The organism is Pseudoalteromonas rubra (assembly GCF_000967655.1).
Lineage (GTDB): Bacteria > Pseudomonadota > Gammaproteobacteria > Enterobacterales > Alteromonadaceae > Pseudoalteromonas > Pseudoalteromonas rubra_A.
Map to the genome: position 1 here is coordinate 300,700 of NZ_JXYA01000016.1, position 20,654 is coordinate 321,353.

Here is a 20,654-nt window from a genome sequence, read left to right on the forward strand (position 1 = left end):
TATTACAGCACCGCTCGGTACTTAGAAGCTATAGTTAAACCCTAAGAAGTACTGGCGACCGAACTCTTTGTACTCGCCGGTTGCCAATGCCGTACCATAGTTAGTGGTGTTTGGCTCATCGGTCAGGTTATTGATTTGCAATACAGCCTGCAGGCCATTGTCAAAGTCATAAGTACCCTGCCAGTCAACCACTGTGTATTCATCCGCCCACGCCAAAGATGAACCACCTGGTGATGCGCCTTCATAAACGTATTCATCACGATAACGTACGTTCAGGTGCGTGGTAAATGCATCGATATTCCAGAAAATCGTCGCACTCCAGACATTTTTAGACAAACCAGGCATAGGTAGCTGCTGATCCGGGAAGTTACCACCACCATCAACCGTTGTTTCACTCTCGGTGTATGAATAGTTAGCGTTAAAGCCTAGACCAGAGAAAACACCTGGTAGATTGTCAAACATAGTGGTATACGCCAGCTCGACGCCACGGATATAGCCACCCTGATCATTGTTTTGAGTTGTCTGGTACTGACCCGCTACAAAACCTTCTGGCACTTCAAGACCAATTGTATCCCAGTCAACTTCGCCTTCCTGATAAGTGATGCTCTCAATCAGCGACTCAATGTCTTTCCAGAAAACGGCTGCAACGAACGCACCACCATCTTCAAAATAACGCTCATATGATAAATCAAACTGAGTTGCTCGGAACGGGTCCAGGTTTGGATTACCTTTTGACCAAACATTGTAACGCGGACTCTCACCATCATTGGCTGTATCAGCCCAAGAACCTGCTCCACCACGCAATTGATACACAGGCGGACGACCCATTACTTTCGCAGCAGCAAAGCGTATCTGATCTTCGTCAGTCACACGGAAGTTAAGGTTCAAAGACGGTAATGTATCTGTGTATTCAGGTCCGTATTCAACATTACGGTAATCCGTACGTGCAACCCCGTTATCGTCAACAATGGTATCACCTACTTCATCACCTTGGATCTGCTGAATACCCACTGATTTAGTATCTGTTCTGACAACGCGTACACCGAAGTTACCTGTGACCGGGATATCACCAATTTCAGTATCTATGTTAGCCATCACATAACCGGCCAAGACTTCTTCCTTAACGGCGCCACTTTCGATCAGGGTCCAGTTATGCTCCCAAGTTTGCTGCGCGTCATAATTGCCCGGACCAAATACCGCGTCGGCAATGCCCATCAAGTCTAGCTCAAGATAATTGAATCCTCGGGTATGCTCAACCGTAACAAAGCCATCCAGAGAATGTGGCACACAGGTGTGGTTTTGGTGGTTAAACTCACACCCTTTGTTGGTAACAATGGTACCATCTGGCATTTTGTAGCCATTCTGGCCTTCACGCGCGCCCCAGCGGAATGTTGAACGCTGATCGGTAAACTCTCGGTCTGACCAGCGGGCACCTACTTCAATAGAAGAGATAAACCCAGCTTCAACATGGTACTTAAAGTCTACTTTAAAGCTGTCAAGTTCATCTGTGTATCTGTGTGGGAACTGCTCCCAGTCACCCAGGCGCATGTTAGACAGATCTGTGTAGCTATCACCTAAAGTCAACAGGGGTGAGTTTTTCTCTTGCTGTGCAAAAGAGAAGGTCTGATTGCGCATTTCCTGCCAGGTTTCGACCAAAGTGCCATCGACAGTTGCATTTCCAAACTCATAGGCGTGCATAGATGCGATTACATCACGGCGCGTTTTTTCACCTTCACTGTGTGCAAAGTCCAGTCTAAGTTCCCACTTATCTGTCACATACTCTAAGTCCAGACCAAAACTATCGGTGGTAGAATCGGTAGACTGGTCTTCTGAGCGCATTTCAACCCAAGGACCGTTGGGGTCAGTGATAACAACATCACCAGCGACAAGGAAACCATCTTTTACGACCGCATTGTTAAGCGAGTATAGCGAGCCTAAGTTTTTCTCGAACCCTTCAATGTTCAAACCGCTTTTACGATCTTCAGATTCAAACTCAGAACGGAAATAGTCAAATTGTACTTTAAGGGCGTCTGTAGGCTGGTAGACCAAGGTGCTCATCAGGCCCAAACGCTCATCCGAACCTTTCGCTGAGCGAACCTGATAACCATTAACAGAACGTTCTTCTGTGCCATCGCCATCAAAGTCTTGTGAGCGTTTTGGCGCATGCGCTGAAACGTCAATCGCATTGTTTGGTTGGTTTAAGAAAGCCGCACCAATACCAAAGCCTAAAGTCTCATCAAGGAATTTACCCTGATAAGAGAAACTAATACGCTCACCACTTGAATCGGCGCCGACATCAGATGCCGCATCATTATATGAGTAACGAACCGATGAGTTAAAGTTGTGCTGCTCTTTCGCCTCAAGCGGGTTCACTGTTTTCAGCTCAACCGTGGCTGCAACACCACCTTCAACTAAAGAGGCCTTTGGCGACTTGTATACCGCAGCCTGATTGATAAGCTCAGACGGGTACTGGTCAAATGAAATCCAGCGACTACCTGCAGTATAACCACTGGTGCTGGCCTGTTCACGGCCATTGAGCGTAGTCTGAATAAAGTCACCATTCATACCACGGATATTCAGCTGAGATGACTGACCACTTGCGCGTACCGCTGTAACGCCGGGCAAACGGCTCAGGGAGTCTGCAATGGAAACATCGGGCAAAGATGCCAGGTCACCGGCATCAACGACTTCTGCTACAGTGTCGCTGTAACGCTTTTTATCGATTGACGCGATGATACTGCGAGAGATACCGCGTACCTCGATCACTTCAACGTCTTCTTGCTTTACTGCTTTCTCTTCTTCTGCAACGACCGAAAAGTGGCTAACGCCAGCGGCCATAAGCGCAACTGTTAGCATGCTTGGTTTGAACATAGACATAGTGTTTTATCCCAATTAACCATTTTTATGACGCCTAGTTGTTTGTTAATTCGTCACACGGAGTACCGTGGAGCGCTACAACGATTTATCAAGGCGGTAATTTTGTTGTCAGCGGCAATAGTAGCGCTGCGTTCAACATGCAAACAACTTTATGCATACGTATTCAACGCAACCCCCCTTTCATTTTGTTCACAGAACATTCACCGCTAATGGCGCTAAGCCACTGTTCCCTTTATAAATGTTATCGCAACAATCACAGCATGGACGTCGGGTAATCTCCTTCACTTGAATTTACTAAGTGTTAACTAAATTCAAATATCTGCCAGTGAAAGCGCCGCAAAATTTTGCTGAACTTTTTAACTCGCCGCTCATTAGGTAATTGGTATTACCAATTAATCTAACTGTAACACAGATAATAAAAGGCTATGTCAGGCAGGTACATATATTGGTAAACAGTCCCGACAAGTTTGCATAGGCTAATTTATATTAATTCAGTCGCAACTAATTATGCTGCATACGTATGCAGGCTTTTTACTCATATCAGCGCATGCCGTATGCTTTTCGCCATTGTTAATAATACGTGTTGGCGTATCCAGCTTAACCAAAAACCTGACCTCAATTCGTCTGAGTTGACTACAGTTATTGAGCCACTCAAAACAGAGTGTTGCCAAATGACCTAAGAGGCAGGTTTTTATATACGACAACCCGACTGCACGGCGCAGGAGAATGTGCATGGCTCAAAAAGAATGGTGGAAAGGCGCGGTAATTTATCAGGTTTACCCTCGCAGCTTTTGTGACACTAATAATGATGGAATTGGCGATATTCAGGGGATCATTAGCAAGCTTGACTATATCAAGTCGCTTGGCGTAGATGCCATCTGGGTCTCACCCTTTTTTAAGTCACCGATGAAAGACTTTGGCTATGATATCAGCGACTATCGCGATATCGACCCTATGTTTGGAAACCTGGATGACTTTGACGAGCTGATTGATAAAGCACATCAACGCGATATTAAGATCATTATTGATCAGGTACTGAGTCATACATCGGATGAGCACCCCTGGTTCAGTGAAAGCCGTATCAGCCAGGATAACCCGAAGGCCGACTGGTATGTGTGGGCAGATGCCAAGCCTGATGGCAGCCCGCCGAATAACTGGCTGTCAATTTTTGGTGGAGTTGCCTGGCAATGGGACTCACGCCGTTGTCAGTACTATTTGCACAACTTCCTGACCGAGCAACCGGACTTGAACTTCCATAACCCAGACGTGCGTCAGGCTGTGCTGGACAATGTGGAGTTCTGGCTGAAAAAAGGGGTCGATGGCTTCCGCCTTGATGCGATTAACTTCTGTTTCCATGATGAGCAGTTACGAGACAATCCGGCCAAACCTAAGGAATTGCGCCAGGGTCGCGGCTTTAGCGAAGACAACCCTTATGCGTTCCAGTACCATTATTACAACAATACTCAGCCGGAAAACCTCAGCTTTATGGCCGAGATCCGTGCCCTGCTCGACCGTTATCCGGGCACTGTGAGTCTGGGCGAGATTTCATCAGAAGATTCTCTTCAGACCATGGCGGAATACACCTCTGGCGGCGACAAACTGCACATGGGCTACAGCTTTGAGTTACTGACCAAAGACTATAGTGCAAGTTATATTCGTGAAACCGTATCGCGCCTTGAAGCGGTCATGACTGAAGGCTGGCCGTGCTGGGCATTCAGTAATCACGACGTTGAGCGCGTTGCGAGTCGCTGGTCTAAAGACGGTAAAACAGTTGATGATCGTCAGGCAAGTATGCTTACCGCCTTGCTCGGCTCTTTACGTGGCAGCGTGTGTATGTACCAGGGCGAAGAGCTGGGTCTGGGCGAAGCGGATGTTGCCTTTGAAGACTTACAAGACCCCTATGGCATTACGTTCTGGCCTAATTTTAAAGGTCGTGATGGCTGCAGAACACCCATGCCGTGGGATACTCAGCTGGGACATGCAGGTTTTACTGAAGGCAAGCCCTGGCTGCCGGTTTCGCCAGCGCATCAGCTTCGAGCGGTCTCTGAGCAAGCCGACACGGCGGACTCAGTGCTAAGTCGCTATCAGGCGTTTATGGCCTGGCGTAATACGATGCCTGAACTACAGGTCGGTGATATTGAGTTTATTGATACTCCGGAACCGGTACTGGCATTTTATCGCCGTCATCAGGGCAAGACTTTGTTGTGCGCATTTAACCTCAGCGAGCAACCTGCACAATTGGCGATAACACTTGCAGAGCATGCTCAGCATCTGGAAATCGTTCACCATAATGGTCACTATGAGGACAGCCAGCTATCCCTGCCCGGATTTGGCTGCTACTTTGCTTCATTGTAACCCCTTGAACAAAAGCCCCGACATCGGGGCTTTTTATCGCCCATTCCATGAATCTCTAGCAAATTTGCTTCAATTCGTGAATGGGCATCGCTTTATAATAATACCAGCCCTGATGAGTTGTGACCCCCTGGCGGGATAAATATTCAGCCTGATGCGCGGTCTCCACCCCTTCTGCTATCAGTTTTTTATCAAGCTTATTGGCCATTTCAATCACGGCATTGAGTACGGGAGATTGCAGGTTGTCCATGCCGATGGATGCAACAAAGGTTTGGTCAATTTTCAGCAAATCAATGGAAAAACTCTGTAAATAGTGCAGCCCGCTGTAGCCCGTCCCAAAATCGTCTATCGCTATCTCAACGCCCTGCTCTACCAGGGATTGCAGCACCGAGTGTATCTGTGCCTGAGATAGCACGTCGCGCTCGGTCAGCTCTATCGTAAGCTGAGGGATAACTTCATTGGCTTGATGTAGCATCTTAAGGTAATCCGGACAGGTCAGCAGGTAGCCGTTTACGTTAAAAGAGACTTTAAAATTGTGTCTGCTCTGCACAATGGTGCGCAACTCACTCAGCGCCTTTTCAATCTGGTAGACGGACAATTCCTGAATACTGCCATCGCGCTCCGCTTCCGGTATGAAATAGGCCGGACTCAGCTCGCCTTCAAGGGGATGTTGCCAGCGGATCAATACCTCAACCCCAACAACCTCGCGGGTGGTCGCATCAACCAGAGGCTGATAGACGTTAAACAGCTCCTGCCGGCTTATCGCGCCCAGCAAGAGTGCACGACTGCTCAATACGCGGCGGTCATAATGGTTTAACAACATAGTTAACCCCACCAAAGAGGCGCAATAGAGCAGCAGCAGAGTAAGCAGCCATACCGGCTTAATGGTAGACAACTGTTTTGCATCGCTGGCAACCATAATGGTCAGTTGCGGCAAAGCGGCCAGTGGACGGGCAAAAATATATTTTTGTGTGCCGTCATCAAAGCCTCCTTCAAACTCCGTCTCGTCACGCATCGGAAATATCACCTCACCCAGCGGCAAGGTGTATTGCCCGCGCAAAAAAATGGGCACGCCTGTGTCGCCGTCAAGCAATGCGATAAAGGCCAGGTTTTTATGCCGGGTAATGTCCAGTGTATCGCTCAGCCAGCTGGTTGGCAGCAATGCATTCACCTCAAAGCCGTCGCTGCGCGTACGCGCCAGTACAAACGCAGGTACTTGTAAAAAGTCCGTGATGATCGGGCCGTGGTATCTCAGCCCGGGTTGTTTGATAGGCTCGGTCGTTTGCACAGCGGGCTCCAGCCGGCCAAAAGAGTTACACAACAAGCGCCCGGACTGATCAACGATCCCAATCTCACTCAAGGCAGGATTAACAAACACCTGCTCTCGCATCAAAGAAATCGTGCGGCCATCACACGCCTGATTAAGTTGCTCTGCTTGCTTAAGAAAACGATCTATGTTTCGCAGCTGGGTGTCCAGTTCAAGCCTGATCAGCTCTGAAGCGGCTTGGACGGATTGCTTAGCGGCATCTTTTTGTTGCACATAAACAAAAATTGCCAGTAAACCAAACAGTAAGGAGCTGATCAACCAGGCAACAACGATGTTTTTAATACGATCGGTCAAGGAGTGATTACCCTGAGTCAACTTCGCACTCCAAACTCAAATACAAAGGCCAGATGGTAAAACAGCTAAATGAAGTTTTTATGACAAAAAACCCCGGCTTGCGCCAGGGTTTCTTAATTATCAGACAGATAGCCTATGAGCACCTCAGGAAAAGCTCCCTGAGGTTAACTACTTAGCACACTGCGTGATCACAGGTTTTTGCTGGTTCCTACTTCTACACGTGTCTTTAACTTCTGACCAGGTCTGAAAGTTACAACACGACGTGCCGAGATGGGAATATCTTCACCAGTTTTAGGGTTACGACCTGGGCGTTCTTTCTTATCGCGCAGATCGAAATTACCAAAACCGGACAGCTTTACCTGCTCTCCACTTTCCAGCGCTGAGCGGATTTCTTCAAAAAACGCTTCAACTAAGTCTTTGGCATCCTTTTTATTTATCCCCAATTTCTCAAATAGGTGTTCAGCTATGTCGGCTTTAGTAAGCGCCATATCTAGTCCCTCAACGATGCATTAAATTGTTTGGCCAATTCGGCCACCACGATTTCTACAGTGTCGTTGATGTCTTTCTCTTCGAGCGTTCTATCAACGGCTTGCAGTGTTAGAGCAATGGCTAAACTCTTATAACCAGGCTCAATACCTTTGCCCTTATACACATCGAATAAGTTTAGGTCAACTAATTGATTTCCGCCAACTTTCTCAATGCTTTCTAAAATATCGCCTATTTTTACATCATCTGCAACTAAAATAGCAATATCACGGCGATTTGACGGGAATTTCGAGATACTAACCGCTTCTGGAAGCTGTCGCTGAGCGATTGCCGCTGTTTCAACTTCAAAAACATACGCGGTTTCATTTAGATCCAATGACTTTTGCAGTTGTGGATGCACCGCACCAATAAAGCCGACTTGCTCGCCGTTAGCATAGATTGCCGCCGACTGACCAGGATGTAGCCCATCACATGCCTGTGCTTTAAAGCTGAAACGCGCTTTATCGTTACACAGAGCCAGTAATGCCTCAACGTCTCCTTTCACATCAAAGAAGTCGGTTTTACGGCTTGCAATACCCCAATGTTCATTATGGGTATTACCATAAACAACGCCGCCAATGACCGGCGTTTGACGAACGCCGTTTTCTGCAGTTTCATCTTTAATGAACTTCAGGCCGTGCTCAAACAAACGAATACGTGACTGCTGACGGTTTTGGTTATACGCCACCGCATTTAGCAATCCTGGCATTAGGCTCACGCGCATTGCCGACATTTCAACAGAAATTGGGTGAGGCAATACCAGTGCGTCACTTTCAGGGTGTAACAGCTGTTGTTTCTTCGGATCAACAAAGCTGTAGGTGATCGCTTCCTGATAACCACGTGCAACCAGTTCATTGCGCAGGCGAGAAACCGGTAAACGCGCTTCCTGATGGTCGGTCATCTTTAACGCCGCTGTCGGGGCAACGTTTGGAATGTTGTTGTAACCAAACACGCGTGCAACTTCTTCAATCAGATCTTCTTCAATGCTGATATCAAAGCGGTAGCTTGGTACCGTGGCTGTCCAGCTGTCGTTGGCAAAGGTCACATCCAGACCCAAACGCGTCAGAATGTCTGTCACTTTGCTGTCTTCAATATGGTAGCCGATAACGCGGTCTAGACGTGCGCGACGAAGCGTTACTGATTTTGCTTCTGGCAAATCTGACTCAGACACCGCTTCGACCACAGGACCTGCCTGTCCGCCCGCAATCTCAAGTAGCAACGCCGTTGCGCGCTCCATAGCATCACGTTGCAGCTGATAATCAACGCCACGCTCGTAGCGGTGTGATGCATCGGTATGCAGGCCATAGCTACGTGCCTGACCGGCAATCGCTAAAGGACTGAAGAATGCACTTTCAAGCAAGATGTCTGTAGTGCCTTCTTTAACACCTGAGTTTTCACCACCGAAGATACCGGCCATCGCCAGTGCTTTGTTGTGATCGGCAATAACCAGCGTGCTTGGCTTCAGCTTGGCCGTATTGCCATCAAGCAATACCAGCTCTTCGTTTTCTGCTGCGCTGCGTACTTTAATCCCACCTTCAATGGCATTCAAGTCAAAGGCATGCATTGGGTGGCCCAGCTCAAGCAGCACATAGTTGGTAATATCAACAACCGGATCGATTGAACGAATACCCGAGCGACGTAGTTTTTCAACCATCCATAATGGCGTCACCGCATCCAGGTTAATGCCCTTAACCACACGGCCAAGGTAACGAGGACAAGCCTGGCTGTTCACCAGTTCAATCTCAATTTTGTCATCAATAGTAGGTTCAACGGCCGGGATAGCCAGCTCATTGACATCAATACCATTTAATACGCCGACTTCGCGCGCCAGGCCTTTAATGCCCAGACAATCACTGCGGTTTGCAGTCAGGTCAACGTCGATGGTCACATCGTCAAGGTTGAAGTATTCGCGGATGTTTTGGCCAATTTGTGCATCAGCTGGTAACTCTAAAATACCATCTGAGCTTTCTGCCATACCCAGCTCTTCAAACGCACACAGCATGCCGTGTGAAGGCTGGCCGCGTAATTTTGCTTTTTTGATCTTAAAGCCGCCTGGCAAAACTGCACCGACTTTGGCCACAGCTACTTTCAGGCCCGCACGACAGTTTGCCGCACCACAGACGATGTCCAGCAGCTCGTCTTCGCCAACGTTTACTTTGGTTACACGCAGTTTGTCTGCATCCGGGTGCTGACCACACTCAACTACTTCACCAATAACCACGCCATCAAAATCACCTGCAACCGGGTCGACACCGTCGACTTCCAGACCGGCCATTGATAGCTGTTCAGATAGAGCCTCGGTATCAATCGCAGGATTAACCCATTCTCTTAACCACTTTTCACTAAATTTCATTGTTGTATCGCTCTTATCTGAATTGGTTTAGGAATTTTAAATCGTTTTCGAAGAAAGCACGCAAGTCGTTAACGCCATAACGCAGCATGGTCAGACGCTCTACACCCATACCAAAGGCAAAACCGGTGTACTTCTCAGGGTCAATGCCGACTGAACGCAGTACATTCGGGTGCACCATGCCGCAGCCTAATACTTCCAACCACTTACCATTTTTGCCTTTCACGTCGACCTCTGCTGAAGGCTCAGTGAACGGGAAGTAAGACGGACGGAAACGGATCTCCATGTCTTCTTCGAAAAAGTTACGTAAAAAGTCGTGCAAAATGCCTTTCAATTCAGTAAAGCTCACGTCGGTGTCTACCATCAGGCCTTCTACCTGGTGGAACATTGGCGTGTGTGTCTGGTCGTAGTCGTTACGATATACCCGACCCGGAGAAATAATACGCAATGGCGGTTGCTCAGCTTCCATAGTACGGATCTGTACACCACTGGTCTGGGTTCTCAGAACCAGCTTAGGGTTAAAGTAGAAGGTGTCATGATCGGCACGCGCAGGATGGTGCTCTGGAATATTCAGCGCATCAAAGTTATGGAAGTCGTCTTCTACTTCCGGGCCTGATTTAACCGCAAAACCCAGCTCACCAAAAAATTGTTCAATACGCTCGATGGTACGTGTTACCGGGTGTAAGCCACCTTGTGGCATAGTGCGGCCAGGTAAAGTCACGTCGATGGTTTCTGCAGCCAGCTTTTGAGCCAGTGCAGCCTGCTCAAGCGCTTCACGCTTGTCATTGATCGCGGTCTGAACCTGATTTTTTGCCTGGTTAATCACCTGGCCCGCTTCTTTACGTTCTTCGGGTGCCAGTTTGCCCAGGGTTTTTAGTAGTCCAGTGATCTCACCTTTTTTACCAAGGTAGTTAACTCTGACTTCCTCAAGTTGCGCAACTTCGCTCGCGTTTGCAACGGCGTCCAGCGCTTGCGCTAAAATATTCTCTAAGTTCATTCTATACCTGATCTTGTTGAGGTAATTTGCCTTTCATTGAATCGATTATAATAACTGAAACAACGGGGCAGATTCTAGCCCAAATTGGGAGCTTTTCTTGGTCAATTTACGGGTTGTTAGTTGATTTTGGGCCGGTTTGAGGTTTTAGGTGGAATTTGTGACGCAGACGCTCAAAAATTCCACAGCCAATGGTTACAAATTCAATGTGGTTTTAATAAAGGGGATGGTCAGTTTTCGTTGTGCCGCCATGGATGCATGATCCAGTTTATCAAGCACATCTAATAATGCGCGCATATCGCGGCTCAGTCGGGTCAGTAAAAACCGGGCGCATTCGTCACTGAGTTCCAGGCCTCGCATTTTTGCTCTTTTAACCAACGCTTCTGCCTTATCGTCGTCACTCATTGAGCGGATCTGAAAGGTGGTGCCCCAGGTAAAACGTGACTCCAGATCTGGCAGGCTGAGATTGAGCATATTTGGCAGCAGATCGGCCGTTACAACCAAACACTTACCTGGCTCGTTAAAACGGTTAAAAAAGTTAAACAGGGCTTTTTCCCAGGACTCATTGCCCGCCACTAAATGCACGTCATCGATGCAAACCACATCCAGCGCTTCGAGCCCGTCGAGCACAGCCGGGCCAAAGTTAATCACTTCTCTGAGCGACAGTAATATGGTCGACAGGCCCTGTTCCTGAGCATGAATACAGGTGGCATAAAGCAGGTGAGATTTACCCGAGTCACCCAGGCCACACAGATAGGTAAACTGAAAGTCCTGATGGATCGCCTCCAGCGCATTTTTCAGGTGTGTCACCTCCAGCGACCCTTCGCCGCCAAAATAGGCACTAAACGTTTCATCATCAGGCAGTGTAACAGGCAACGCCATTTGCATCGGCTGCATCATATTATTGCCCTACCCAGCTGTATCTGAGGTTATTAGCACTGGCCACCTGATAAAACGCACGCGGGTCAACAAACACACTGAATGCACGCTCTAATTTCAGCGACTTTTGCAAATCAACCACAGACGAGCCGTGCTCTACTTCAAACTTAACCAGATCGCCCTGACGATAAATCACATCAACATCCTGGACCGTACTAATACTGAGCAACTGTCGTCTGGCCAGTTCAATTTTGCTGAACGAAGTCAGTTTATCAACGGTTAAAACGGTGCTGTTGGTGGCATAAGAGCGGTTGGGATCAATCACATATTCCGCAGCCAGCGCCGTTGACATATCATTGATCATGGCAATAAGCAGTTGTTGTTTGTCGCCGACCTGCTGGGTCGACTCAAACTGATCAGTATCGGTATAACGCCAATCCAGTTGCCAGCTGCTGCTGTTGGGTTGTTTAAACAGCCGTCCGGTGATCACCCGCTCTGCGTTATAGCGCATGGATGCGGCCTCAACAGGCTCAGAAAAATTACCCCATACTTCAGCGATGCCAACCTGAGCGCGGTCGGTCAAGTCCATCAGTGGTACAACCACAGGGATCCCCCACTCGGCTGCCGTGTCATAAATGAGTCGCTCCAGCTGAGGGTAGCTTTCCTGCGTTACAAACTCTCGTCGCAAATTGTCTTCAATCACTAACCAGATAGCAATCATAGGACGACGGTTGCCCCACAAAGGTAAGTTACTGTCCCTGACCAGCTGCTCAACCTTATCGGCTTCAAACCGCACGCGGATTTTGATGTCGCCGTCGGCTGAGTCGATATACTCGTATTTGAGCATATAATCGGAAATGCGTTTTTTACTTTGGCGGATCAGCGGATGGTTTAAATGCTCCGTGCGGCCTGTCAATTTTTGGATCACACGGTCCAGGGCCTGCTGACTGGCAATAACGCGTTTTGCGCGCGTCTTGTTATCTACCTCCAGGGTAGCTTCGTATAGATCGGTTACCTCAACCGCGCTTGCGGCCATACACCAGCCAAACAACCCCAGTAAAAATAATCTCAGTGCCATAACAACCAAAAAGTTAAGGATAAAACCCGATCCTAATGCAATCGTCGCTGCAAAGCAAAAGCCAGTGCCGATTGATTTGCAGTTAACGGCATGAGGTTGCAGTGTTTGTAGTCAAAGTACCCGCTCATCATAAAAGTAAGCCTGATTTTTACCCAGCTCTTTGGATGAATAAAGCGCGCTATCGGCACACTTGAGCAGCGCCTCAGCCGTGAATACTCCGCTGTTGTTCGCAACCCCTATGCTACACCCACACTGTACTGTCTGTCCTTCTTCCAGCGAGATGGGAGCACATAAGCAGGCAATTAGGCGAGTGCAGATCTGCATTAATACGGGTCTGTCTATGGGATCAGACAAAACCACAACAAACTCATCCCCACCGAGGCGACAAAGTACGTCGTAGCTGCGCAATTCACTTTGAATTCTGCGCGCTACTTCCTGCAATACAATATCGCCATTGTGATGGCCATAGTTGTCGTTAATGGGCTTAAAATCGTCTAAATCAAGATACAAAATATGCACAGACACCGGGCCACGCTTTGAACGCTCGGCCAGGTTATTCAGCTCTCGGAATAAGAATTTTCGGTTGGTCAGGCCCGTTAGCGTATCATGTAAGGCTTCATGCTCCAGCCGCTGCTGAAGCGCTTCGCGGGTTCGAATTTCTTTTTGTAGTTCAGACAGGCTGGACTCTAGCTCCTGGGTCCGCTCGGCCACTTTGCTTTCTAACTCACTTTGGTAGTTTTGCAACACTTTGTTGGCTTCTACCAGGGCCTGCTGGTTGTTAAAAGCATCCAGCGCAGAAGAGATCACATGGCTGATGGTGTAAAGCACATCGACAATCACGCCTGAGTATTCATCTTCACGCCGATAAGACTGGATGATAAACGCCCCCATAAAATTATTGCGATTAACCAGCGGAAAGCACAGCCATTGCTTTGGCACAGTGCCGATAATATTTAACCGACCCTGAGCAACCAGCTGATGCAGCTGCTCGCAGTTATAGTTACACACACTTTGTGACTGTAACGCATAGGCCGTCAATGAATGGGCGATTTCGTCCAGTGACAAAGCTTCCAAATCTTCGGGGTTAATATCATCCTTTACGTCGTGGAAGTAAGGGAAAGTCAGACTGCCGTCTTCGCGAAACAACACAACGTAGAAGTTGTCTGCATACGTCACCTTTTGCAAAATACAGTGTATATCCAGCAAAAAGCGCTGGATTGAGTCACTGGTATTCAGGCAGGCAACGATGTCCGTCATGCTGTCAATCACTTCTCCACTGTCGAGGGCTTCCATTTTCTCTAGTACAACCTCATTCATCCTGTTCTCACTTGTTCCACTTTAATTATGGCACTTGTTTAGTTTAGTCGAGGATTTGCCAGATTGCGTCAAAAAAGCGCGCAGTAAACCAGCTAACTTGCCGCACTCACTCACAACCCGGCTAACTGGGCTGAGAATGAATTTATTCATAAGCAATTACTTGACATAAATACGCAACTCTTTATGTTTACACTATTTAAACAACAAAATAACAAACAAAAGACATGCGTAGAGTCACTTTTGTACTGCTTCATGCCCTGGTCATCGTACTTGTGTTGTGCAGCTTATTTACCGGATTGCGATTTTCTTTATTAACACAAGACTGGCTGATGTTCATCAGCCCCCTGTTACCGCAGGGCGATCTGTACCCCTGGCATCTTGCCAGTGGCAGTATCCTCAGTGTATTAGCAGCCGGGTATCTGCTGCTTTCATTATGGCGGCCTTATCGCAGTAACCCTGACCTTTATCACCTCTGGGTAAATCGCCTTGGGTATGTGGTTATTGTATGCCTGATATGTTCCGGCTGGTTTCTCTGGGCTGGCCAGTTTGTGGGTGTTATGCAGCCGATGCATTTTTATAGTCTCTGGCTACTGCTACTTTATTTAGTGATACACGGCTGGATTTACTTCATTCAACACGGTAAGCATATCCTGAGTGCATTACTGCCCAAACGACTCGAAAAACAGGGGTTATCCTTGCTGGCTGGCGTATGTATTACAGGCTTTTTGTTATTCACCGCCACCCGACATTCAACAGAGCCGCTTCAGGTCGCACACCTGGGTCCTGATGAATTTATAGAAATAGACGGCAAAGGGAATGAACCGCACTGGATGAGGGCCCCGGTTTACACCATAGAAACCCATGGCGGTGCTAACTTTGACGATGGTCGCAGCACTATTCACGTGCAGGCGCTGGCCAACCAATACGAGAGCTACTTTCTGATCCGCTGGACAGACCCAAGTCAAAGCACGCATCACCTGCCTTTGCTTAAAACCCAAAATGGCTGGAAAGTGCAACAAGACGGTTTCTATCGATTTGATGAGCGCACTTTTTACGAAGACAAACTGGCCGTGATGCTCTCTCCTTCCTGCATCAGCGGCGCCGACAGCACCACCTACCTGGGCAAGCGCCCTTTGCAGGGCAAACCGCCCAACTGGCACGGTAAAGGGTTTCACGCAAGCATGGACGGTGGGATCAGGGACTTGTGGCACTGGAAAGCGGTACGAACCAATGACATGTATCTGGCCGATGACAACTTTTTCGGACCACCCGCAAAGGTGCAGCAAGGACAGCGGCGCTATAGCGCAGGGTACCAGCCAGATGGCAAAGAAAGTGGCGCATATGTGATGAACTGGCAATGGTATACACCCAATGCCGTGGTCCCAAAACGACTGCCAGATCCCAAAAATGCCGATCTGAGTGTTTTGCCCTGGTTTGGCAGCGCCCCCTACCTAAGTAAAAACGATAAATATCCCCCAGGCAGTACCCTTTCCTCAATCCTGTATCGCTCCAACCGATTCGAAGGAGACCGTGCCGATGTCAGAGCGCGCGGCCTTTGGGATAAGGGCATGTGGACACTGGAGCTGGTACGCAAACACGAAACCGGCTCTGTCCATGATGTAGCGCTTAAAAATGGCACCTGCATGTGGTTTTCCGCTTTTGATCATGCCCAGGTTGCCCACACCCGCCATATTCGTCCCGCTGTTTTGAGGTACTCACTATGATCGCACGGTTATTGATGACATTCGCCGCCCTGTTACTTATTACGCCCTTGCTGTGGTTCCAACCGCTGAGCCCAATTGCCCAGCCGCATCCCAGGTTTGTGAAACTGGATAAAGCCGGTACCCCTTTATCACCCTGGCAGGGCCCATGGTCTTGCGTGCTGGATACCCAGAAACAGTTAGTCTGGGAAGCCAAAACCGACAATGAAAACATCCACGATGGCTACTGGACCTATTCCTGGTATCTCGCAGCCAATGAGCACCGTCCGCCAAGAGGCGACGCAAACCTGGGTGATTGCTATTTTGAATCTTCCCGGTGTGATACTCAGGATCTGATCAATAAGACCAGAAAAACAGCTCTGTGTGGCCTCACACACTGGCGTCTGCCAACCAGTGACGAGTTAAGCAGCTTGCTGCAAAGCCCCGCTCGCTCTGGACATGTACATATTGCCCAGGATTTTTTTCCGCATATGAAGCACGGAGACTACTGGAGTGCAGATCATTCACAACCACTTTCGGGCCATTACCAGCGCTTTAAACAAGGTGCAACGGCGGTTAATTTTCATACCGGAGAGCTCTACCCGCTGCCCTATCGCAACGCGGCCTTCGTGCTGCTGGTCGCCGACTTGCCACCAGAGTTTCAATCATCTCGCCTTAAAGGCGTGATCCATTAACCAACAACAGGAAACTTCTCTATGAGAGTGCTTTTTGCAGGCCTCACAACGGTTACTTTATTTACCACAGCAGCCCACAGCGCCAGTGATTATCATCGCCTGATCTGGGACACCAACCCAAGTAATCAGGCAACGCTGGGATATACGCCAACCGGTGGTAGCAATCATTACGTTAAATATGGTACCACCACCGATGAGCAAAGCTGGACGACTCAGCAACCTACTGCCAAATACGTTTTTGATGGCAGCTTAGAAAGTGAGTTTGTGACTCTGACAGGGCTCAGTGCCGACACAGCCATCTATTACCGAGTATGTGACAGCACTGGATGTGGCCAGCGTATGTGGTTTAAAACCGCGCCGGCAACCAGTACCGGGTTTGTTGCCATTGCCGGTGGAGATACCCGCACAGGCTGGACAACGCGCCGCGAAGGCAATGCGCTGGTTGCCAAGATCCGCCCGCTGTTTATTATGCATGGTGGTGACTACACCAACGCCAACTCGGCTCAGGAAATGCGTGAATACCTGAAAGACTGGCAGCTGACACTATCAAATGATGTGATTGACGGGCAAAACTATAAACGCATCTACCCGTTTGTTGCTACATTTGGTAACCATGAAGGCGACAATTTTAAAACGCTTTGTCAGGTGTTTGGCGTCGACTATGACAAAGACGGAGCCTGTACCAACAAAGACAGTTACGGGGCCTTTAACATTGCCAATCTGTTGCGCGTTTATACCCTAAACAGCCAGTATAAAGACAGTGGCTGGTCCAGCTATGCGACTGCCATGAACAACTGGCTAAAACAAGACCTGCAAAGCAATGGTGCCGGTGCCAACTGGCGTATTGCTCAGTATCACAAACCTATGTACCCGCATTACTCAGGGAAATCGGACAACACCATACTGCATACCTGGTGGGCTGACTTGTTCTATCAGCATGGGATGAACCTGGTCGTTGAATCGGACACCCATATTAATAAACTGACCGAAGCGTTGCAGCCCTCAGGCTCCGGATTTACTAAAACCACCACAGGCGGCACTGTGTATGTGGGTGAAGGCAGCTGGGGTGCCCCTGCTCGCTCGGCCAATGACCCTAAAAGCTGGACCATTGATTTGGCCAGTATTCAGCAATTTAAAGTGCTGAGTGTGACCCCGGACAGTATGAAAGTACAAACCGCCCAGTTTACCTCCGGTGCGGACACGCTGACGCGCGAGCAGCGTGCTGCCGACCCACTTGCCCTGCCCGCCAATATCAGTTGGTGGTATGCCAGTGAACTGGGTGAAACCATGACCCTCAAGCGTGCCGCCAATTCGCTGTCAATCATCGACAGAGACAGTGGCCCGGTTGACCCGGGCAATGAGCTGCAAAATGGTCAACCTGTTGGCACCTTTGCAGGCGCTGCGGATAGCGAAAAGGTATTTACTATGGTGGTGCCACAAGGCGCCAGCAACCTGCGCTTTACCATGAGCGGTGGCAGTGGCGATGCCGATCTGTATGTGCGCTTTGCACAAAAGCCAACCACCAAAAATTATGATTGTCGCCCCTATAAAGAAGGCAACAATGAGAGCTGTACCATAACTAATGTACAGGCAGGTACCTACTATATTGTTATCCGTGGTTACAGCGCGTTTTCCGGCGTGTCATTGGTTGGCCAGTATGACATGGGTACACCACCGGGCGATGACAACAAGCAAACCTGGACAGACCTCACTGCGACGGAAGGTAACTGGATCCACAAAACCTTTGAGGTACCAGCCAGTGCCACTAAGCTCACCGTGAGCACCGCTGGCGGCACTGGAGATGCTGATCTGTATGTGCGTTTTGGTGCGCAGCCGACCTCTTCTCGATACGATTGTCGCCCCTATGAAGATGGTAATGCGGAAACCTGCACACAAACGCAGCCTCAAACGGGCACCTGGCACATCTCAGTTAAAGCCTATAAAGACTTCAGCGGCGTGACATTGACCGCAGAGTATTGATAGTCTGACGCAACAAGGAGCGCAATAGCACTGCGCTCCTTGATTTTTCCTGGTTTGCCCTTATCTTTGACTCCTGACATTACAGGGGCAATTTTATGAAATATCTGCATACTATGGTTCGGGTTGAAAACCTGGACGCATCATTAGACTTTTACTGTAACCTGCTGGGACTGGTAGAGGTAAAACGCAAAGACAGCGAAGCCGGGCGCTTTACACTGGTGTTTCTGGCAGCACCTGACCAACTGGAAAAGGCTAAATCCAGCTTTTCCCCTACCCTTGAGCTAACTTATAACTGGGACACAGAGCAATATACGGGCGGGCGTAATTTTGGTCACCTGGCGTTTGCCGTAGAAGATATCTACGCGCTGTGTGACAAGCTCCAGGCTGCGGGCGTTACCATTAACCGCCCACCAAGATGCGGGCACATGGCCTTTGTTAAATCGCCAGATGGTATTTCGATTGAACTGTTACAGCAAGGAGAGCCGCTGCCACCGCAGGAGCCCTGGCTGAGCATGGAAAATACCGGAAGCTGGTAACTCAAGTCGTCGAAAGGCAGCGATGAAGCGGTGCCCAGACATATCTTGCATTCATCAGCACATCACGTGTTCTGGCGCTAAGCTCCGGGTTTTGCAGCTTTAAAGTCTGTCTTTCATTAAACTTACCCAACTTAATGGCATCACGCGTGATCGGATGCGATGCAAACAAACGGTCAAACGAGCCATCATCAATGGCTTTTTGTAAGCCATAAGTCAGCCGCGCTTTTAATCGCGTATTTTGCTTGTTGACAAAAAAATACATGGCCGTGGGATAACAAAACGCAAACCTGGGCTCCACAACGACCCCCTCAAGATTTGGCAACTCTGCCCAGGGTTCATGAAGCGCACGAGGAAATAACTCAAACCGTTTTTCTTCTAGCATTCTGGGCAATAACGTTGCAACGCTGGTGACCACAATAAAACCATTTTTCTCGTAGATTTTTGTATCCGGCCAGTCAATCCCACTGCCAATAAAAAGGTCCATGAGCTGAGCCGGTGAGTGAAGCTGGTCCAGCTTAGGCAAAATGTCTTTATGGGCCAAAAATATCCGCGCGCCCATCATCCCCTTAAGGAGCGGTACGTAAACGGCGGCCAACTGAGTTTCTCGTTGCTGAGACGTCATAGTCCAGTGTACATCCAACAACTTTCCTTGTTCCAGGATCTCGAGTGTGCGGCCCTGAGGTGTGTGATCAAATGAGTTTTCGCTTAACTGATATGGGCCATATTTATCGCGGCTTTTGTTCAAAGCGAGGCGCAATACCGCAATATAATAATCCTGTTTAGGGTCAGCGTATGCTTTAGACACATTGTAGCGCACCAGATCGGCCCCCAAACTGTGTGAGCTCGTGAAGAGTGAGGCTACCAATATCGCCCCAAAGAACCATAAAATACGTTGCCACATGCCACCACTCCTTTTTGCCGACCTTCGACTTAAATATAGGTAACTTTATTCTTATGTGCACGTAGTCCAGTTTGATCAGGGCAATACAGGCTCCACCTGATAACTGGTCATTAATTGCGCCAGCTTTATGCGCAAAGCACTGTCATAGAGTAATTCTGACAAGCGCTCAAACTGCGGCTGAAGTTGCCTGGGCGACAAAATGGCCCGGTAATAAGACTCATGGGGTTGTTTTGACAGGTAAAAGTGGTTTTGCCAGCGGTTTTTCTTAATAAAGTAATTCAGTGTGGAGCGGCTGACAATGGCAAAGTCGACTCGCTCGCGCAGCGCCAGCTCCAGTAAGCCTTCCTCGCTGTTTGCATCAACCCGTTCAAGCGCGCCGCTGTTGACCGGCTCAACGGTACGAAAATAATGATAACCCAAAATACCACCAAATTTTTTGTTTTGCATTGATGACGTACCAATGTACTCAAACGGCGTGCCCGCGCATGACACAAACTCGTCGGTGTCATACATCAGCGGTTCACTCCACAAGTAGCGCGTCTTGTCGGGGTCTTTAAACCAGACAGGATGCACACCCAGTACTACGCCGTCTAATGTTTGCTCAGTCAAGTCTCTTTCAATCCGTCGCCTGGGCAGATAGACAAGCTTATATCGGGTATGCGACTGCGCCCCATTGAGCAAAGTCACCAGATCAAAATACAAACCGCGCTGCTCAGCCTGGTTAGTTATATAAGGCGGCTTATTATGGTAGACATATATGTTCAGCCGCTCTACTGCATGCACCAGGTTCACCGCACTGAACAGCAGCCATATCAAGCTGACAATCAACAAGTTTATTTTCACAAATCA

The 20,654-nt window shown here is 48.7% G+C and carries 15 protein-coding genes; 5 read left to right on the forward strand and 10 right to left on the reverse strand.

All coding sequences use genetic code 11. The features are described 5' to 3' along the window. Positions 1–21 precede the first annotated feature (21 nt). The gene (locus tag TW77_RS08625) at positions 22–2,877 is read right to left on the reverse strand and encodes a TonB-dependent receptor (RefSeq protein ID WP_046004546.1); all 2,856 of its coding nucleotides are present in this window, start codon (positions 2,875–2,877) and stop codon (positions 22–24) included. 732 nt (positions 2,878–3,609) lie between these two features. Here TW77_RS08625 and TW77_RS08630 point away from each other — a divergent pair. After that, complete coding sequence (locus TW77_RS08630; protein ID WP_046004547.1) at positions 3,610–5,232, forward strand: alpha-glucosidase family protein; 1,623 nt, start codon at positions 3,610–3,612, stop codon at positions 5,230–5,232. A 55-nt stretch (positions 5,233–5,287) separates the two neighbouring features. Here TW77_RS08630 and TW77_RS08635 read toward each other — a convergent pair whose 3' ends face one another. The 7 genes from TW77_RS08635 to TW77_RS08665 all read right to left on the reverse strand — a co-directional run bounded on the left by TW77_RS08635 (position 5,288) and on the right by TW77_RS08665 (position 13,993). Next, complete coding sequence (locus TW77_RS08635) at positions 5,288–6,850, reverse strand: EAL domain-containing protein (RefSeq protein WP_240479471.1); 1,563 nt, start codon at positions 6,848–6,850, stop codon at positions 5,288–5,290. A gap of 188 nt (positions 6,851–7,038) precedes the next feature. After that, a complete protein-coding gene (ihfA, locus tag TW77_RS08640; RefSeq protein WP_010384797.1) occupies positions 7,039–7,338 on the reverse strand; it encodes an integration host factor subunit alpha in 300 nt (99 codons plus the stop codon). A 2-nt stretch (positions 7,339–7,340) separates the two neighbouring features. Next, the gene (gene pheT / locus TW77_RS08645) at positions 7,341–9,728 is read right to left on the reverse strand and encodes a phenylalanine--tRNA ligase subunit beta (RefSeq protein WP_046004549.1); all 2,388 of its coding nucleotides are present in this window, start codon (positions 9,726–9,728) and stop codon (positions 7,341–7,343) included. Positions 9,729–9,741: 13 nt separating this feature from the next. Then, entirely contained in the window at positions 9,742–10,722 is a 981-nt protein-coding gene (gene pheS, locus TW77_RS08650; protein ID WP_046004550.1) for a phenylalanine--tRNA ligase subunit alpha, read from the reverse strand. Positions 10,723–10,914: 192 nt separating this feature from the next. After that, positions 10,915–11,619: a DnaA inactivator Hda gene (gene hda / locus TW77_RS08655; RefSeq protein ID WP_046004551.1), complete on the reverse strand. Its 705-nt coding sequence runs from the start codon at positions 11,617–11,619 to the stop codon at positions 10,915–10,917. 1 nt (position 11,620) lies between these two features. Next, positions 11,621–12,676: a DUF2066 domain-containing protein gene (locus tag TW77_RS08660; protein WP_205623852.1), complete on the reverse strand. Its 1,056-nt coding sequence runs from the start codon at positions 12,674–12,676 to the stop codon at positions 11,621–11,623. A 111-nt stretch (positions 12,677–12,787) separates the two neighbouring features. Continuing rightward, positions 12,788–13,993, reverse strand: a complete 1,206-nt coding sequence (locus TW77_RS08665; protein WP_082078883.1) for a sensor domain-containing diguanylate cyclase — start codon at positions 13,991–13,993, stop codon at positions 12,788–12,790. A 224-nt stretch (positions 13,994–14,217) separates the two neighbouring features. On the opposite strand from TW77_RS08665, the gene TW77_RS08670 reads away from it, so the two are divergent. From TW77_RS08670 to gloA, 4 genes are all read left to right on the forward strand, one after another. Further along, positions 14,218–15,717, forward strand: a complete 1,500-nt coding sequence (locus tag TW77_RS08670; protein ID WP_046004553.1) for an ethylbenzene dehydrogenase-related protein — start codon at positions 14,218–14,220, stop codon at positions 15,715–15,717. Further along, on the forward strand, positions 15,714–16,388 hold the full coding sequence (locus TW77_RS08675; RefSeq protein ID WP_046004554.1) for a DUF1566 domain-containing protein: 675 nt from the start codon (positions 15,714–15,716) through the stop codon (positions 16,386–16,388). The genes TW77_RS08670 and TW77_RS08675 overlap by 4 nt, the downstream gene beginning before the upstream one ends. 21 nt (positions 16,389–16,409) lie before the next feature. Continuing rightward, positions 16,410–18,368 carry a pre-peptidase C-terminal domain-containing protein gene (locus TW77_RS08680; RefSeq protein WP_046004555.1) on the forward strand — a complete coding sequence of 653 codons (1,959 nt, stop codon included), beginning with the start codon at positions 16,410–16,412 and terminating at the stop codon, positions 18,366–18,368. Positions 18,369–18,463: 95 nt separating this feature from the next. Continuing rightward, positions 18,464–18,904 (forward strand): lactoylglutathione lyase, encoded by a 441-nt coding sequence (gene gloA, locus TW77_RS08685; protein ID WP_046004556.1) that lies wholly within the window; start codon positions 18,464–18,466, stop codon positions 18,902–18,904. Between the two features lies 1 nt (position 18,905). Here gloA and TW77_RS08690 read toward each other — a convergent pair whose 3' ends face one another. Both TW77_RS08690 and TW77_RS08695 read right to left on the reverse strand, forming a co-directional pair. Then, entirely contained in the window at positions 18,906–19,805 is a 900-nt protein-coding gene (locus TW77_RS08690; protein WP_156158631.1) for a hypothetical protein, read from the reverse strand. A gap of 75 nt (positions 19,806–19,880) precedes the next feature. Then, a complete protein-coding gene (locus TW77_RS08695) occupies positions 19,881–20,648 on the reverse strand; it encodes a hypothetical protein (RefSeq protein ID WP_046004557.1) in 768 nt (255 codons plus the stop codon). Positions 20,649–20,654 lie beyond the last annotated feature (6 nt).

Excerpts from the sequence above, each read along its gene's own strand:
- TW77_RS08625 (WP_046004546.1), bottom strand. The coding sequence starts at position 2,877 with ATGTCTATGTTCAAACCAAGCATGCTAACAGTTGCGCTTATGGCCGCT.
- TW77_RS08630 (WP_046004547.1), top strand. The coding sequence starts at position 3,610 with ATGGCTCAAAAAGAATGGTGGAAAGGCGCGGTAATTTATCAGGTTTAC.
- ihfA (WP_010384797.1), bottom strand. The coding sequence starts at position 7,338 with ATGGCGCTTACTAAAGCCGACATAGCTGAACACCTATTTGAGAAATTG.
- pheT (WP_046004549.1), bottom strand. The coding sequence starts at position 9,728 with ATGAAATTTAGTGAAAAGTGGTTAAGAGAATGGGTTAATCCTGCGATT.
- pheS (WP_046004550.1), bottom strand. The coding sequence starts at position 10,722 with ATGAACTTAGAGAATATTTTAGCGCAAGCGCTGGACGCCGTTGCAAAC.
- hda (WP_046004551.1), bottom strand. The coding sequence starts at position 11,619 with ATGATGCAGCCGATGCAAATGGCGTTGCCTGTTACACTGCCTGATGAT.
- TW77_RS08660 (WP_205623852.1), bottom strand. The coding sequence starts at position 12,676 with ATGGCACTGAGATTATTTTTACTGGGGTTGTTTGGCTGGTGTATGGCC.
- TW77_RS08665 (WP_082078883.1), bottom strand. The coding sequence starts at position 13,993 with ATGAATGAGGTTGTACTAGAGAAAATGGAAGCCCTCGACAGTGGAGAA.
- TW77_RS08670 (WP_046004553.1), top strand. The coding sequence starts at position 14,218 with ATGCGTAGAGTCACTTTTGTACTGCTTCATGCCCTGGTCATCGTACTT.
- TW77_RS08675 (WP_046004554.1), top strand. The coding sequence starts at position 15,714 with ATGATCGCACGGTTATTGATGACATTCGCCGCCCTGTTACTTATTACG.
- TW77_RS08680 (WP_046004555.1), top strand. The coding sequence starts at position 16,410 with ATGAGAGTGCTTTTTGCAGGCCTCACAACGGTTACTTTATTTACCACA.
- gloA (WP_046004556.1), top strand. The coding sequence starts at position 18,464 with ATGAAATATCTGCATACTATGGTTCGGGTTGAAAACCTGGACGCATCA.
- TW77_RS08690 (WP_156158631.1), bottom strand. The coding sequence starts at position 19,805 with ATGTGGCAACGTATTTTATGGTTCTTTGGGGCGATATTGGTAGCCTCA.